Here is a 15,426-nt window from a genome sequence, read left to right on the forward strand (position 1 = left end):
CCCAGTCAGAGCCTAATCAGGAGAAAGACTTGGCGAAGTTATCGAGAGCAGCCTTGAGCTTGCCCTTGGTATCGTCGCTGATAGCCTTTTCCGTGCGGATGGTGTCGAGGATCGCCTTGCCTTCGGAACGAAGGTAGGACAGCAGACCCTGTTCGAACTTGCCGACCTGGTTGACCGCGACCTTGTCGAGGTAGCCATTGACGCCAGCGAAGATCACCGCAACCTGCTCTTCCGTCTTGAGCGGAGAGAACTGCGGCTGCTTGAGAAGTTCGGTCAGGCGCGCACCACGGTTCAGCAGGCGCTGCGTGGAGGCATCGAGGTCCGAACCGAACTGGGCAAACGCTGCCATTTCGCGATACTGGGCAAGCTCACCCTTGATCGAACCGGCAACCTGCTTCATGGCCTTGATCTGAGCGGCAGAACCAACGCGCGAAACCGACAGACCGACGTTAACAGCCGGACGGATACCCTGATAGAACAGGTCGGTTTCAAGGAAGATCTGACCGTCGGTGATCGAGATCACGTTGGTCGGAATAAAGGCGGAAACGTCGTTGCCCTGGGTTTCGATGACCGGCAGAGCCGTCAGCGAGCCAGCACCCATTTCGTCGCTCATCTTGGCAGCGCGCTCGAGAAGACGCGAGTGCAGATAGAAAACGTCGCCAGGGTAAGCTTCGCGGCCCGGAGGACGACGCAGAAGAAGCGACATCTGACGGTAGGCGACAGCCTGCTTGGACAGGTCGTCATAGCCGATCAGGGCGTGCTTGCCGTTGTCACGGAAATATTCGCCCATGGCGCAGCCGGCAAACGGTGCCAGGAACTGCATCGGAGCAGCATCGGAAGCGGTAGCAGCGATGACGATGGAGTACTGAAGAGCGCCACGCTCTTCCAGAACCTTGACGAACTGAGCGACGGTCGAACGCTTCTGGCCGACAGCGACGTAGACGCAGTACAGCTTGTCATTGTCCGGGCCGTTGTCGTGGATCGGCTTCTGGTTCAGGAACGTGTCGAGAATGATGGCGGTCTTGCCGGTCTGGCGGTCGCCGATGACGAGCTCGCGCTGGCCGCGGCCAACCGGGATCAGAGCGTCGATGGCCTTGAGGCCGGTCGACATCGGCTCATGAACCGACTTGCGCGGAATGATGCCAGGAGCCTTGACGTCGACGCGGCGGCGTTCCGTCGCATTGATCGGGCCCTTGCCGTCGATCGGGTTGCCGAGGGCGTCGACGACGCGGCCAAGCAGCTCAGGACCGACAGGAACGTCAACGATCGCGCCGGTGCGCTTGACGATATCGCCTTCCTTGATGTCACGGTCGGAACCGAAAATAACGACACCGACATTGTCGGCTTCAAGGTTCAGCGCCATGCCGCGAATGCCGCCGGGGAACTCGACCATTTCACCAGCCTGAACATTGTCGAGGCCGTAAACGCGAGCAATACCGTCACCAACGGACAGAACCTGGCCGACTTCGGAGACTTCCGCCTCGTTGCCGAAATTTTTGATTTGATCTTTCAGAATTGCGGAAATTTCCGCGGCGCGGATATCCATCAGCCAACCTCTTTCAGTGCAAGCTTAAGGGTGGAAAGTTTGGTGCGAAGAGACGTATCGATCTGGCGTGAACCGACCTTGACGATGAGACCGCCGAGGATGGAGGGATCGACCGTAAGAGCGATCGTCACATCCTTGCCGGTCACACTCTTCAGCGCCGCTTTCAGTTCAGTTTCCTGCGCTTCGTCGAGCGCATGCGCCGAAGTAACTTCGGCAACAATTTCGCCGCGGTGGGCAGCAGCAATAGTATGGTAGGAGGCAATCATGCCGGGAACGGCAAACAGGCGGCGGTTATTGGCCACAACCTTGAGGAAATTGGCAGCAAGACCGGAAATGCCGGCCTTCTCGGCGATAGCCGAAATGGCCCTCGACTGATCTTCCGCAGAGAAGACCGGGCTCGCAACCAGACGCTTCAAGTCGTCGCTTTCATCGAGCAAGGCCTGAAACCTGTCGAGATCGGCGCTGACTGCCTCAACAACACCCGCTTCCAAGGCAAGCTCGAAAAGCGAAGACGCATACCTTTCCGCTACACCGGATGTTCCATGGGAGGTATCTGCCACGGGCAATTTTTCCCTGCTATTCATCCAAGAACACGCAGCCGAGAGATCGGCTTCGTCAAATTCTTGAATTCGTTTCAATTTCCCCGAAAAAGGCTGGAATTCCCCCCTGCCTTATCTCGATTTCGCGGTCCGTCTAGCATAGGAAGCCGGGACTCGCAACACGCGTAATAGCGGAAACCTTCTTTTGGGCAAGGGGTAATGCCGTTTAATTTTCCCAATGACGCGGTTGTGACGCTGATACCGGGAAGAAATGCTTTGAATCCTGCGTTAAACCAGCCCAAACACATACATCAGCGGAAGAGCAGCCAGGGCGGCATGCACAACCAGAAGTAATGAATTGCGGATCGTTGCGCCTCCATCGGACAGGATGGAAAGCAGCGCGCCGAACGAGGCGAGCGCAAAGGCAGCGCCGAAGGCCAAGTAGACCATCGGCTGAGCAAGAAGCAGCGCCGACGCACCGAGACCGAGATAGAAGCCGGCAAGGCAGGAGCGGATCAACACCAGCCCATCACGCCGTTCGCCCGCCACCTGCAGGCCGAAGAGGCGAAAGGTGATCATCGGTGCAAACATCACCACAAGGCCGATCAGCGACGACAGAACCGCTGCGAAAAAAGCCAGCTGCTCACCCGGTTCCGTCGGAAAGTAAAACTCCATCATTCCGCCCCAAATTGCGAATCCCTTGGCCGCCTTATGCCACGGCAGGAACGATGCCGAAAGATGGTTGCGTCCAGACCGCGTTACAGGAAGCTTTGCGGATCGATATCCGTCTGCACATGGATGGAGCCGCGCTCCTTCGGGCCATTGGCAATCATCGCCCGCAGGAAGGACTGCATGTCGGAATTGCGCTTTCCATGCACGAGAAGCCGGAAGCGATGGCGCCCGCGGATGAGTGCCAGCGGCGCTTCGGCCGGCCCGAGCAGCATGATGCCGGGCGCCTGCGGTGCAGACGCACGAAGTGCACGCGCATGGGTTTCCGCTTCTGCCCGGCTATCGGCGGACACGATGATAGACGCCAAGCGCCCAAAAGGCGGCAGCAGCGCCTTTTCGCGCTCGATGATTTCGCGCTCGTAAAAGGCTTCCGCGTCACCTGAGACGATCGCCTGCATCACCGGATGCTGCGGCTGGTAGGTCTGCAACAGGCCATGGCTCTTGCGCCCGGTTCGCCCGGCACGGCCCGTAACCTGAGACAGAAGCTGGAAGGTGCGCTCCGCCGCTCGCGGATCGCCATTCGCCAGTCCGAGATCGGCATCGACAATCCCCACCAGCGTCATCAGCGGGAAGTTATGGCCCTTGGCGACGAGTTGCGTGCCGATGACGATATCCGCCTCGCCCTTGACGATGGCTTCGAGTTCCAGCCGCAGGCGCTTCACGCCCATCAGGTCGGAGGACAGCACGATGGTGCGGGCCTCGGGAAAATGCTTCTCGACTTCTTCGGCGATGCGCTCCACGCCAGGACCGCAGGCGGCCAGATGATCGAAGGTGCCGCATTCCGGGCAATGATCCGGCGTCGGCTCGCTATAGCCGCATTGATGACACTGGAGCTGGCTGCGGAAACGATGCTCCACCAGCCAGCTTGAGCATTGCGGGCACTGGAAGCGATGACCGCAGACCCGGCACAGCGTCAGGGGCGCATAGCCGCGTCGATTGAGGAAGAGCAGCGCCTGCTCGCCCTTCTCGATGGTCTTGGCAATGCCGCGCAGCAGCACAGGAGAGAGGAAGCCGCCACGTTCCGGCGGGTGGCGGCGCATATCGACCAGATGCAGATCCGGCATCGCCGCATCGCCAAAGCGCGTATGCAGATGAATGGTATTGTAGCGGCCGGAATTGCCGTTGACCTGGCTTTCCACCGAAGGCGTTGCCGAAACCAGCACGATCGGAAAATCGCCGATGCGAGCCCGCACCACCGCCATATCGCGCGCATTATAGAAGACGCGGTCTTCCTGCTTGTAGGCCGGATCATGCTCTTCATCGACGATGATGAGACCGAGATTGTCAAAAGGCAGGAAGAGTGCCGAGCGCGCGCCCGCCACGACACGCACCTCACCCGTCACGGCCTGTCGCCAGACCCGTTCACGCATACGCGGCGAGATATCAGAATGCCACTCCGCCGGGCGTGAGCCGAAGCGGTCCTGAAACCGGTCGAGAAAGGCGGCAGTCAGAGCGATTTCCGGTAGCAGGATCAACACCTGCTTGCCCTGCCGCAAGGTTTCGGCCACCGCCTCGAAATAGACCTCCGTCTTTCCCGAGCCCGTAACGCCATCGATCAGCGAGACGGCAAAGCCACCCTTGCGCACATCCTCCAGAATTTCGGATGCCGCCTGCTTTTGCGGCCCTTCCAGTCGTGACGGCGCATAGTCCGGGTCAGGCTCCGCCACCACGGGAGGCGCTGGCAGAAACACGGTCTCGAACACGCCCTGCTTGGCAAGACCCTCGACTACGCTGGTGGAAACACCCGCCGCATGGGCAAGTCCACTGCGCGTCCAGCCATGGCCTTCACCGGCAAGCTCGATCACACGCTCGCGTGCAGGGGTGAGCCGTTCCGGCCGGGCTTCGGTCAGCCTCAGTCCTTCGACCATCGGTTCGGGATCGAAAGCGGCAGGCGCACGCAGCGCCATCTTCGCCACCAGTCCAGGCGGCGAGAGCGTATAGGAGGCCACCCAGTCGATGAAGCGGCGCATCTCTTCACGAAGCGGCGGGCAATCGAATGTCTTGGTGATCGGGCGAAGCTTCTTCGGATCGACGGCAGGGCCATCATTCTTGTCCCACACCACGCCAATGACCTGCCGTGGACCAAGCGGCACCTGCACGATGGAGCCCGGCTCCACCACCATATCGTCCGGCACGCCATAGCTATAGGGACCGGGCGCCGGCATCGGCACCAGAACGGGAACGGCGACAGCAGGCCCAGCGTCACCCGGTTTCATGCTGCCGGATGCGGGGCCAAACAGAGCGCCAAAAAGATCGGTCGAATCGTCTGCCATGGTTGCGGCGACATTGTCCTTTAGGAAACGAAAAGGGAACCTCTATAGCATCGTCGCGAAAATCGGAACGGTTTTCACACACATCATAATCCGGCCTCCCCACCGCGTTATCGACCCGTTAACCAAATGCTGACCGCACATGCCTATGATGGACGCCTGATCGCAAGAGGATGCACGACGTGGACGAAATTCTCACCTTTGCCGATCCGGAGCTTCTGGAAAAGCGCCGGGAATGGCTGGCCGCCCTGGAAGACGAACGCCGTTTGTCAGAGCACACGCTGGATGCCTATGAGCGCGATACACGCCAGTTCCTGATCTTCATGACCGGCTATAATGGCCATCCCGCCCGCATCAAGGACATCGAAAATCTCCGCGCCACCGATCTGCGCGCCTTTCTGGCTGCGCGCCGCAAGGACGGAACAGGCGCGCGATCGCTGGGCCGGAATCTTGCTGGCCTGCGCTCGCTCCTGCGCTTTCTGGAAAAGACCGGACTCGTCAATGCCGCAGGCGCCACCGCCATGCGCGCACCCAAACAGCCGAAGTCTCTGCCCAAACCCCTGACCGACGGACAGGCATTGAGGATCACCACGCAGGAGGGGCAACTGGCCGAAGAGCCATGGATTGCCGCGCGCAACGCCGCGGTGCTGGCGCTGCTTTATGGCTGCGGCCTGCGTATTTCCGAAGCGCTCGATCTCAAGCCTGTCGATTTTCCGGCGGGCGCCAGAAGCCTGCGCGTCATCGGCAAGGGCAAGAAGATGCGCCTCGTACCGCTGCTGCCCGTCGTGCTTGAGGCGGTGGAGACCTATCGCAAGCTCTGCCCCTATGCGCTCTCCAACGACGAACCGCTCTTCCTCGGCGCGCGCGGCGGCAAGCTCCAGCCAGCCATCATCCAGCGCGAGATGCAGAAGCTTCGCGGTGCTTTCAACCTGCCGGACAACGCCACGCCACATGCGCTACGCCACTCCTTCGCCACCCATCTTCTGGCGGGCGGCGGCGATCTTCGCACCATCCAGGAACTCTTGGGCCACGCCAGCCTATCGACGACGCAGATCTATACCGGTGTCGATACGGCACGACTGCTGGATATCTACGACAAGGCTCATCCGAGGGCATGACCCCTTGTTAACACTTTGTAAACCATGAGCATTAACCGTCCGTGCAACCGGCCCCTCCTATAAGCCATAAGGTGCAGACGGAGGTGATTCGATGACTGTTCTCTTGCGGCCGCAAGGCCTGACAGCGCTACTGATGGGCCGGTTCGGCAACGCACTTTTGTGGCTCTTCGCCGCACTGCATCTGGCTGCACTCTCCGTTCTGTTAATGACGCTTCTGACCCTCTCGGACGCGAGCGCTGCCGAGCAGCAAGCCGATGCCTGCGGCGGCAGCGACATACTGGTCGAGATGCAGAAGACCGACCCGCCAGCCTATGCAGCGATCGTCTCCGAGGCTGAAAAAATCCCGAACGGCAAAGGCACGCTCTGGAAGATCGAGAAGGATGGCAAGGAGCCCTCCTGGCTTCTCGGCACCATGCACCTTGCCGATCCGCGGGTGGTGGATATGCCAAAGGGCGCGAAAGAAGCCTTTGCCAAAGCCAGCACCGTGATCGTCGAATCCGACGAGATCACCAGCGAGAAAAAGTCCGGCGCCTCGCTTCTCGCCCGCCCTGACCTCACCATGTTTCTCGATGGCAAGTCCATCACCGACATGCTGTCTCCGGACGATGTGGCAAAGCTCGAAACCGGCCTGAGAGAGCGCGGCATCCCGCTGAATGCGGTGATCAAGATGAAGCCCTGGATTCTCTCCAGCTTCGTGGCGCTGCCGGCCTGCGAACTGGCGCGCAAGGCCAAGGGCGCGGAGTTTCTCGACATGAAGCTTGCCAATGACGCGGTGAAAGAGGGCAAGCAGCTTGTCGGGCTGGAAACGCTGGTGGAGCAGATGAGCGCCCTGTCCGATCTGCCGATGACCTTCCACGTGCAGTCGCTGATCGAAATGCTGCGCATGGGCGACCGGATGCAGGACATCATGGCCACCATGATTGATCTCTATCTCAAGGGCGAGATCGGCATGATCACACCGATGATGAAGAGCATCGACCCAGACGAGAAAAAGGGTGATGACGGCTACGCCGCCTTCGAACAACGGCTGATCACTGACCGTAATCACGTGATGGCCGAACGGGCCGAAAACCACCTCGATCAAGGCGGCGTCTTCATGGCCGTTGGCGCGCTGCATTTGCCCGGCAAAGAAGGCGTCATCGAACTGCTGCGGAAGAAGGGCTTTACGCTGACCTCGGTGAACTGATCACGTTACAGCGGAACAGCACGCACATCCCGGCAAAAGGGTCGCATCGTCGTCGGCACGATACGGCGATGAAACGGCCCGACAGCGAAGAGATAGATCCGTCCGAACAGGTTCTTGCGCCGAACCAAGGTGGTCACGCGCACCACGCTGCCGCCTGCCCGTTCTTCCAGATCGACCACGATCCTGAAATCCAGATGGCGGTCATCGAAACCGAGAACGGTCCGCTCGGGCGTAGACGAGACGACAGGAAACCCGCCGGCCATTTCACCCGCTGCCAGCGCCACCGTTTTCTACCCGAAGACCGAAACGACGCCGTTGCGAAGCGCCATCAACCCGCTGATCCAGGCCGGTGGATGATCCAGAAGACGCCGCGCGACATCGAGCGAGTGAGAGGGGTGATCGCCGATCTTCCCTTCGAAACAATCGCGCCAATCTGCCCCCGGCAATACTCCGTCCAAATCTCGCATATCCAACATCCCAGCCTTCGATTGCCCGACCCTCAGCTGCACTATCGTCCTTTTCTTGAGGCGCCGATAGGCGACAATCCGCCGCTGCTGCGACATCAACGGCTTCGGCCTCTGCGTGTATTAGAGGCCCTGTATGAAAACGGACAGACACACGCAACTATTTGGCGCGCAATACATTTGCGGCATGGGCGCGTTTAGCGTGGGGCAACCGCGCCCGCGCAATAGGACTGTGTTTAAGTTGTAAAATGAGAGGGAAAACACATGGCTGAAGAACAAACTTCAGAAGACGCAAAGCCTGTGGGGTTGATGGAAGGCGTCAACAAACCCGTCTTTTTCTGGTCGGTCGGCCTCACCGCCATTTTCGTTCTGGCCGGGGTCATCTGGCCACAAGGATCCGCCAGCGTGTTCAGCGCTGTGCAGTCCTGGATCGTCACCGAACTCGGCTGGGTCTATCTGCTGTCGGTCGCAATCTTTCTGATCTTCATGCTTTATCTCGGCTGCTCCAGCTATGGCCGCATCAAGCTCGGCCCGAACCATGCGGACCCGGATTTCAGCTATGGCGCATGGTTCTCCATGCTCTTCGCCGCGGGGATGGGCATCGGTCTTGTCTTTTTCGGCGTCGCCGAACCGATCAAGCACTTCATCGCGCCACCCACCGGAGACCCGGAGACAATCGAGGCGGCGAGAACCGCCATGGAGATCAGCTATTTCCATTGGGGTCTGCATGCCTGGGCCGTCTATGCGGTCATCGGCCTGTCGCTGGCCTATTTCTCCTTTCGCCATGGCCTGCCGCTCACCATGCGTTCCGCTCTCTACCCGCTGATCGGTGATCGCATCTATGGTCCGATCGGCAATGCGGTCGACGTCTTCGCCGTCATCGGCACGCTGTTCGGTGTGGCGACTTCACTTGGGCTTGGCGTGCTGCAAGTCAATGCCGGTTTCAACCATGTGCTCGGCTGGTCGATTTCCTTCTGGGTGCAACTGCCTCTGATCGTCATCATCACCGCCATGGCGACCGTCTCGGTCGCGACCGGTCTCGACAAGGGCATCAAGTTCCTGTCGAATCTCAACATGCTGATGGCCGTGGCGCTGATGCTCTTCGTCTTCGTCATGGGGCCGACGACCTTCCTGATGCGCGCCTTCGTCCAGAACCTCGGCGCCTATCTCGATCATTTCGTCATGCGCACCTTCTACATGTATGCCTATTCGCCGGATGAAGGCCCGAGCAAATGGCTGGGAAGCTGGACGCTCTTCTACTGGGGCTGGTGGATCGCCTGGTCGCCCTTCGTCGGCATGTTCATTGCCCGCATTTCGCGCGGCCGCACCATCCGCGAATTCATCGCTGGCGTTCTTCTCGTCCCGGCAGGCTTTAGCTTTGCCTGGATGACGGTTTTTGGCGATACCGCGATTTCGCTTCATCTGACCGGCGCAACAACGGCTGTGTCAGAGGCCGTCTCCAAGGATGTGACGCTGGCACTGTTTGTGTTCCTCGAACAGTTTCCGCTTGGTCTTTATGTGTCGTGGTTTGCCATGGCGCTGATCGTCTTCTTCTTCGTCACCGGCGCGGATTCCGCCGCACTTGTCATCGATACCCTCACCTCCGGCGGACGCGAAGACGGACCGGTGGCGCGGCGCGTCTTCTGGGCAATCACCTCCGGCGTCATCGGCGCTATCCTGCTCTATGCAGGCGGGCTCGATGCGCTTCAGACGGCCTCCATTGCCGGGGCGCTTCCCTTCACCTTCGTCATGCTTTTGATGTGCTGGGGGCTGTGGAAGGGTCTGCGGCGGGAAGGCGTTCGTCAGAACGCCCTCGTCCAGAACCTGAGACCACGCAACGCCATCTCGTGGCAGCGGCAGTTGCAGGGCATTCTCCACCACCCCTCGAAGGCCGAGGGAGAACGCTTCATGCGCGAGACGGCGACCGAAGCCTTGCGGGCTGTCGCGGCAGAGTTGGAGAAACGCTCGCTCGTAACCAGACTTAACGAAGAGCCCAACAAGCTGAAACTGAAAGTGGCACCGGGTGAGCCGGAAGAGTTCGTCTACGGCGTGCGCATGCGCCGTTACGAAACACCCGGATACAGCTTCTTCGAAAGCCAGAGCAATCGCAAACGCGCCGAATATTACTATCGGGCGGAGGTCTTCCTTCTCGATGGCGGCCAGAATTATGACGTCATGGAATTTTCAAAGGACGAACTCATTCAGGATGTGCTTGAGCAATATGATCGGCACTTCCAGTATCTTCACGCCATCCGGGCGTAATGCAAAAGGGCAGGCCGCTTACCGAGCGGCCTGCCCTTTTCGATTTGAGCGAAGGGATCACCCTCAGTGATCTTTGGTATCAGGCCATCCGGCGCAAAAGGTTGGTGCGCCAGAAGAATTGGTGAACCAGAACGCCGAGAAGGTGCAGGCCGATCAACGCCCAGAGCAGAACCTTGATCGGCCCGCCATGCAGCTCACCCGCAATATCGTTGCCGAAGTAATATTTGCCGATACCGCTCATCGGCATGACGATGAAAATCGCATAGAAGGCCCAATGCGTGACCTTGGCAACAAGCTTTGCCAGAGGCGGCTCATTGGCAGGCGCCTCCGGCACGCCCTGCACCAGCCGAAGACAGAGGCGCACAAGACAGAGCACCAGAACGGCAATGCCGACATAGGCATGGATATTGGCCGACGCGATATCATCCGGCGTGATCGCCTCACCGTGGCGCATCAACCGGTTCCAGTGTTCCGTGCCGTCGGGAAAGAGAAGGTTGAAGAGGATCAGGAGCGCCATGATCCAGTGAAGCGCCCTCTGCGGAATGCTGTAGCCGATGACGGACGTTGAACCCATGGATTTGCCTTTGCTATTGAACGGTTTGAAACGCCACAATAAAAGCCGCATCCTGAAGAACAAGATGCGGCTTTCAACCTTGCCGAAATATAATGTTCAGCCCCACCCCTGACGGGAGGGCAGAACGGATCCGATTACATATGGATCGGCTTGAAGAAGGTCGCGAGCGCCGCTTCCTTCACCGCTTCCGACATGGTCGGGTGCGCGTGGCAGGTGCGACCCAGATCTTCCGACGAGCCGCTGAATTCCATCAGTACGGAGATTTCCTGGATCATTTCGCCAGCGCCGAAGCCGAGAATGTGGCCGCCGAGAACGCGGTCGGTTTCCTTGTCGGCCAGGATCTTGACGAAGCCATCGGTGACCTGCATGGCGCGTGCGCGGCCATTGGCGGTGAAGGGGAACTTGCCGACCTTGTAGGCGATGCCCGCGGCCTTGAGTTCTTCTTCGGTCTTGCCGACGGAGGCAACTTCCGGCTGGGTGTAGACCACGCCCGGGATGACGTCGTAATTAACGTGGCCGTGCTGGCCGGCGAGGATTTCGGCGAGTGCCACGCCTTCATCTTCTGCCTTATGCGCCAGCATCGGGCCCTTCACCACGTCGCCAATGGCGTAAATGCCGGCAACACTGGTCTTGTAGTGACCGTCGATTTCAACGCGACCGCGGCTGTCGAGCGCAACACCGGCTTCGGCAAGGCCAAGACCGTCGGTGTAAGGCTTGCGACCGGTGGAGATCAGAACCACATCGGCTTCCAGCGTTTCGGCTGCACCGCCCTTGACCGGCTCGAACGTGACCTTCGCGCCAGTGCCAGTCTTTTCGACGGCCGTCACCTTGGCGCCGAGCTTGAAGTCGATGCCCTGCTTGGCAAACAGACGCTGTGCCTGCTTGGACAATTCACCATCCATGCTGCCGAGAATGTTGTCGAGATATTCGACGACAGTCACCTTGGCGCCGAGGCGCTGCCAGACGGAACCGAGTTCAAGACCGATGACACCGCCGCCAACGACGATGAGCTTCTCCGGAACCTTTGGAAGCGCGATTGCACCGGTGGAGGAGACGATGACCTGCTCGTCGAGATCGACCTGAACGCCTGGAATGCCTGCGACATCCGAACCGGTGGCAATCACGATGTTCTTGGTTTCCAGTTCCTGCACCGAGCCGTCCTCAGCGGTGACGGAGACCTTGCCGGCGGACACGACCTTGCCGGTGCCCTGGAAGGCATCGATCTTGTTCTTCTTGAACAGGAAGGCCACGCCATCGACATTGGCCTTCACCACGCCGTCCTTGTGCCCCATCATCTTGTCGAGGTTGAGCGTCGGTGCCGCCACTTCGATGCCGAGGCTGTCCATGCCATGGGCAACATGGGCAAACATTTCCGATGCATGCAACAGAGCCTTGGAAGGAATGCAGCCGACATTGAGGCATGTGCCGCCGTAAGTGGCGCGCTTTTCGACGACGGCGACCTTGAGACCGAGCTGTGCGGCCTTGACCGCGCACACATAACCGCCGGGGCCGGTACCGATAACAACTACATCATAAGCCATTTGATTTCCTTCATTGTTGGGCAGCTATCTGCCGCCGCTCACATTCAATAGAGCGCCCGTCACATAGGACGCCTCGGGCGAAAGGAGGTAGAGAACCGCATCTGCGATCTCGTCTGCAGTACCGGGTCTTTGCATCGGCACGATGGGCGCCAGATCCGTGGCGCGGTTCGGCAGCCCGCCCGATGCATGGATGTCGGTATCGATGATGCCGGGACGAACCGCATTGACGCGAATGCCCTCGCCCGCAACTTCACGCGACAAGCCGATGGTGAACGTATCGACGGCGCCCTTGGAGGCGGCGTAATCCACATATTGGCCGGCACTTCCCAGCACCGCAGCCATGGACGAAATGTTGACGATCGACCCGCCGCGCCCGCCATGCCTGGTGGACATGCGTTTGACCGCCTCGGCTGCGCAACGGATCTTGCCGATGACGTTGATGGCAAACATCCGGTCGAGCCGCTCGCGCGAAAACTCCTCGACGCGGGCCGTCTGATCGACAACACCAGCATTGTTCACCAGCCCGTCGATGCGACCGAAGTGATTGTCCAGCGCCGCGAAGATCGAAGCGATGCCCTCTTCCGTTCCGGTGTCACCCTGCACGATATGGGCAATGCCGCCATCGCGGGCAATATCATCGGCCACGCTCCGTGCCGCAGACTCATTCGTGGCGTAGTTGACGAGCACGCGCCAGCCGCGCTTGGCAGCAAGACGCGCGGTCGCAGCCCCGATACCACGGCTGCCGCCTGTCACGAGAAGAACCGGACCCTCAGTCATCAGCGATCACTCCGCTGCGGCGAGACTGCATGTCAGGCCGCTTTTTCGGTTGCGAGTTTGATGCCGAGCGCAATGAAGACCACGCCGGAGGTGCGGTCGATCCACTGGCTGGCGCGCGCAAAGGCTGCGCGCATGCGCGGCGTCGTCATGAACAGGCTGACGCCGACGAACCATGCAATCAGGCAGCTTGCCATGACGATGCCATAGCCGAACTTGATCATCACCGGCGTGTGAGCATGAACCACCGTCGAGAAGATCGACAGGAAGAAGAAGACAGGTTTCGGGTTCAGCGCATTGGCGGCAAAGCCGAGCGTGAAGGACTTGAGGCCGGACTGTCGCTTATGCGCCGCCGCATTCTCAGAAACCTCAGGCAGCTCCATCTTGCCGGCGCGCAGGGCCTTGATGCCGATATAGATTAGGTAAGCGACGCCAAGCCACTTGACGATATTGAACAGGTAGATCGACTGCGAGATGATCAGGCCAAGACCGAGGATCGTGTAGGTGACGTGGAACATCAGCGACGTGCCGATGCCGAAGCTGGTGATGATGGCCTCACGACGTCCATGCACCATGGCCTGACGCATGACCATGGCAAGGTCGGCACCCGGAGATACGATGGCAAAGGCAAAGATTGCCATCAGGGATGCAAGTTCGATTACATACTGGTGCATGATTGACCGGCCCTTAGAACATCAACACGAAGAACATCAGCAGCAAGCCGATCATCGATCCCACCCAGACGAGCGACCGGATATAAGGGATGCCCATCAGATAAAGCGGGATGTAGATGACGCGGCACACCAGCCAGATCCAGGCGCCGATCAACGCGATACCGGACGGATCGCCCGCCATGATCACGCCGAAGGCAAGAGCGATGAAGGCCGGATAGGTCTCGCGGAAATTGGCCGAAGCGCGCTTGGCGCGTCCGGCAAGCTTGCCGGTGGCCTGGCGCTCGTCATCGCGCGGACCGGCATTCCACTCGCGCCCAAGTTCCTTGGTCGCGATCAGCGCCTGCAACATCACATGCACCACGAGAATCAGAACGCTCAAGCCGATGAGCGGCAGAAAGGGCGACGCGGCGAGAAATGTCGGTTCCAAGAAGGGCGCTCCTGACGGGAATTCAGCGGGATTTCACTTGAAACCCCGCTGAAACGAAAAGCAAGTCGATTAGAGATCGAGAACCAGGCGTTCCGGATCTTCCAGGCTTTCCTTGACGCGGACGAGGAAGGTCACGGCTTCCTTGCCGTCAACGATGCGGTGATCGTAGGAGAGTGCCAGATACATCATCGGACGAATGACGACCTGACCGCCGATGGCGACCGGACGCTCCTGGATCTTGTGCATGCCGAGGATACCGGACTGCGGTGCGTTGAGGATCGGCGAGGACATCAGCGAGCCATAGACACCACCATTGGTGATGGTGAAGGTACCGCCCTGCATGTCGGCCATGCCGAGCGAGCCGTCGCGGGCTGCCTTGGCAAGACGACCAAGTTCCTTTTCGACGCCAGCGATGGAGAGCTGGTCTGCATCGCGGATGACCGGAACGACAAGACCCTTGTCCGTGCCGACGGCCATGCCGACGTGACAATAGTTCTTGTAGATGATGTCGTTGCCGTCGATTTCGGCGTTGACCGCAGGCAGTTCCTTCAGCGCGTGGGTCACGGCCTTGGTGAAGAAGCCCATGAAGCCAAGCTTCACGCCATGCTTCTTCTCGAACACGTCCTTGTAGCGGTTGCGCAGGTCCATAACGGCCTTCATGTCCACCTCGTTATAGGTGGTCAGCATGGCAGCGGTGTTCTGCGCGTCCTTGAGGCGGCGTGCGATCGTCTGGCGCAGACGCGTCATCTTCACGCGCTCTTCGCGAACGGCGTCCTGCTCGGCAGAAACCGGACGCGGTGCAGCAACCGGAGCCGGAGCAGGGGCCGGAGCGGAAACGCCCTTGGCGACAGCCGCCAGAACATCACCCTTCAGAACCTGGCCGCGCTTGCCCGAACCATCGACCTGATCGGCAGAAAGATTGTTTTCAGACAGAAGCTTGCCGGCGGCAGGCGCAGGCGGAACAGAGCCGGAAGCAGAAGGGGCAGGAGCAGCAGCAGCCGGTGCTGCGGCAGGAGCGGGAGCAGCAGGAGCGGCAGCCGGTGCAGGCGCGGAGGTGGCAGCACCAGCGGCACCCTCGGCGATCTGGCCGAGCAGCGCGTCGAGACCGACGGTTTCGCCATTCTGGGCGACGATTTCGGTCAGAACGCCGGAAGCGGGGGCTGGGACTTCAACAGTCACCTTGTCGGTTTCGAGTTCGACCAGCGGCTCGTCAGCCTTGACGGTGTCGCCGACTTTCTTGAACCAGGTGCCGACAGTCGCTTCGCTGACGGACTCACCCAGTGTTGGTACGCGGATTTCAGTGGCCATGTTATCGTTCCGTT

General features: G+C 60.0%; 13 protein-coding genes and 1 pseudogene. 3 read left to right on the plus strand and 11 right to left on the minus strand.

Annotated elements, in window-relative coordinates; all coding sequences use genetic code 11:
* Window positions 1–16 precede the first annotated feature (16 nt).
* From atpA to QE408_RS21575, 4 genes are all read right to left on the minus strand, one after another.
* Window positions 17–1,546 carry a F0F1 ATP synthase subunit alpha gene (gene atpA / locus QE408_RS21560; RefSeq protein WP_306934508.1) on the minus strand — a complete coding sequence of 510 codons (1,530 nt, stop codon included), beginning with the start codon at window positions 1,544–1,546 and terminating at the stop codon, window positions 17–19.
* The gene (locus QE408_RS21565) at window positions 1,546–2,112 is read right to left on the minus strand and encodes a F0F1 ATP synthase subunit delta (protein WP_306934509.1); all 567 of its coding nucleotides are present in this window, start codon (window positions 2,110–2,112) and stop codon (window positions 1,546–1,548) included. Before QE408_RS21565 ends, atpA begins: the two co-directional genes overlap by 1 nt.
* Window positions 2,113–2,373: 261 nt before the next feature.
* Window positions 2,374–2,760: an AGROH133_08824 family phage infection protein gene (locus QE408_RS21570; protein ID WP_306934920.1), complete on the minus strand. Its 387-nt coding sequence runs from the start codon at window positions 2,758–2,760 to the stop codon at window positions 2,374–2,376.
* Window positions 2,761–2,843: 83 nt separating this feature from the next.
* A complete protein-coding gene (locus QE408_RS21575; protein WP_306934510.1) occupies window positions 2,844–5,087 on the minus strand; it encodes a primosomal protein N' in 2,244 nt (747 codons plus the stop codon).
* A 170-nt stretch (window positions 5,088–5,257) separates the two neighbouring features.
* Between QE408_RS21575 and QE408_RS21580 the strand changes: the two genes are divergently transcribed.
* Together QE408_RS21580 and QE408_RS21585 are read left to right on the plus strand one after the other, a co-directional pair.
* Window positions 5,258–6,202 (plus strand): tyrosine recombinase XerC, encoded by a 945-nt coding sequence (locus QE408_RS21580; protein ID WP_373465572.1) that lies wholly within the window; start codon window positions 5,258–5,260, stop codon window positions 6,200–6,202.
* A 91-nt stretch (window positions 6,203–6,293) separates the two neighbouring features.
* A complete protein-coding gene (locus QE408_RS21585; protein ID WP_306934512.1) occupies window positions 6,294–7,388 on the plus strand; it encodes a TraB/GumN family protein in 1,095 nt (364 codons plus the stop codon).
* A 5-nt stretch (window positions 7,389–7,393) separates the two neighbouring features.
* Here the strand turns inward: QE408_RS21585 and QE408_RS21590 are convergent.
* Window positions 7,394–7,855 (minus strand): annotated as a pseudogene (locus tag QE408_RS21590) (DUF2867 domain-containing protein).
* A 261-nt stretch (window positions 7,856–8,116) separates the two neighbouring features.
* Between QE408_RS21590 and QE408_RS21595 the strand changes: the two are divergent.
* Complete coding sequence (locus QE408_RS21595; protein WP_306934513.1) at window positions 8,117–10,114, plus strand: BCCT family transporter; 1,998 nt, start codon at window positions 8,117–8,119, stop codon at window positions 10,112–10,114.
* 79 nt (window positions 10,115–10,193) lie between these two features.
* Here QE408_RS21595 and QE408_RS21600 read toward each other — a convergent pair whose 3' ends face one another.
* From QE408_RS21600 to odhB, 6 genes are all read right to left on the minus strand, one after another.
* On the minus strand, window positions 10,194–10,688 hold the full coding sequence (locus tag QE408_RS21600; protein ID WP_306934514.1) for a cytochrome b: 495 nt from the start codon (window positions 10,686–10,688) through the stop codon (window positions 10,194–10,196).
* Between the two features lie 134 nt (window positions 10,689–10,822).
* Complete coding sequence (lpdA, locus tag QE408_RS21605; RefSeq protein WP_306934515.1) at window positions 10,823–12,229, minus strand: dihydrolipoyl dehydrogenase; 1,407 nt, start codon at window positions 12,227–12,229, stop codon at window positions 10,823–10,825.
* A gap of 24 nt (window positions 12,230–12,253) precedes the next feature.
* On the minus strand, window positions 12,254–13,006 hold the full coding sequence (locus QE408_RS21610; RefSeq protein ID WP_306934516.1) for an SDR family oxidoreductase: 753 nt from the start codon (window positions 13,004–13,006) through the stop codon (window positions 12,254–12,256).
* 32 nt (window positions 13,007–13,038) lie between these two features.
* On the minus strand, window positions 13,039–13,677 hold the full coding sequence (locus QE408_RS21615; protein ID WP_306934517.1) for a LysE family translocator: 639 nt from the start codon (window positions 13,675–13,677) through the stop codon (window positions 13,039–13,041).
* Between the two features lie 13 nt (window positions 13,678–13,690).
* Window positions 13,691–14,104, minus strand: a complete 414-nt coding sequence (locus QE408_RS21620) for an MAPEG family protein (RefSeq protein ID WP_306934518.1) — start codon at window positions 14,102–14,104, stop codon at window positions 13,691–13,693.
* A 69-nt stretch (window positions 14,105–14,173) separates the two neighbouring features.
* Window positions 14,174–15,412: a 2-oxoglutarate dehydrogenase complex dihydrolipoyllysine-residue succinyltransferase gene (gene odhB / locus QE408_RS21625; RefSeq protein WP_306934519.1), complete on the minus strand. Its 1,239-nt coding sequence runs from the start codon at window positions 15,410–15,412 to the stop codon at window positions 14,174–14,176.
* Between the last annotated feature and the right edge of the window lie 14 nt (window positions 15,413–15,426).

This window comes from Agrobacterium larrymoorei, from assembly GCF_030819275.1.
GTDB lineage: Bacteria > Pseudomonadota > Alphaproteobacteria > Rhizobiales > Rhizobiaceae > Agrobacterium > Agrobacterium larrymoorei_B.

Bases quoted from the DNA above. Each gene is read 5' to 3' on its own strand.
- QE408_RS21585 (WP_306934512.1), top strand. From the start codon at position 6,294: ATGACTGTTCTCTTGCGGCCGCAAGGCCTGACAGCGCTACTGATGGGC.
- atpA (WP_306934508.1), bottom strand. From the start codon at position 1,546: ATGGATATCCGCGCCGCGGAAATTTCCGCAATTCTGAAAGATCAAATC.
- QE408_RS21595 (WP_306934513.1), top strand. From the start codon at position 8,117: ATGGCTGAAGAACAAACTTCAGAAGACGCAAAGCCTGTGGGGTTGATG.
- QE408_RS21575 (WP_306934510.1), bottom strand. From the start codon at position 5,087: ATGGCAGACGATTCGACCGATCTTTTTGGCGCTCTGTTTGGCCCCGCA.
- QE408_RS21580 (WP_373465572.1), top strand. From the start codon at position 5,258: ATGCACGACGTGGACGAAATTCTCACCTTTGCCGATCCGGAGCTTCTG.
- odhB (WP_306934519.1), bottom strand. From the start codon at position 15,412: ATGGCCACTGAAATCCGCGTACCAACACTGGGTGAGTCCGTCAGCGAA.
- lpdA (WP_306934515.1), bottom strand. From the start codon at position 12,229: ATGGCTTATGATGTAGTTGTTATCGGTACCGGCCCCGGCGGTTATGTG.
- QE408_RS21615 (WP_306934517.1), bottom strand. From the start codon at position 13,677: ATGCACCAGTATGTAATCGAACTTGCATCCCTGATGGCAATCTTTGCC.
- QE408_RS21570 (WP_306934920.1), bottom strand. From the start codon at position 2,760: ATGGAGTTTTACTTTCCGACGGAACCGGGTGAGCAGCTGGCTTTTTTC.
- QE408_RS21600 (WP_306934514.1), bottom strand. From the start codon at position 10,688: ATGGGTTCAACGTCCGTCATCGGCTACAGCATTCCGCAGAGGGCGCTT.
- QE408_RS21610 (WP_306934516.1), bottom strand. From the start codon at position 13,006: ATGACTGAGGGTCCGGTTCTTCTCGTGACAGGCGGCAGCCGTGGTATC.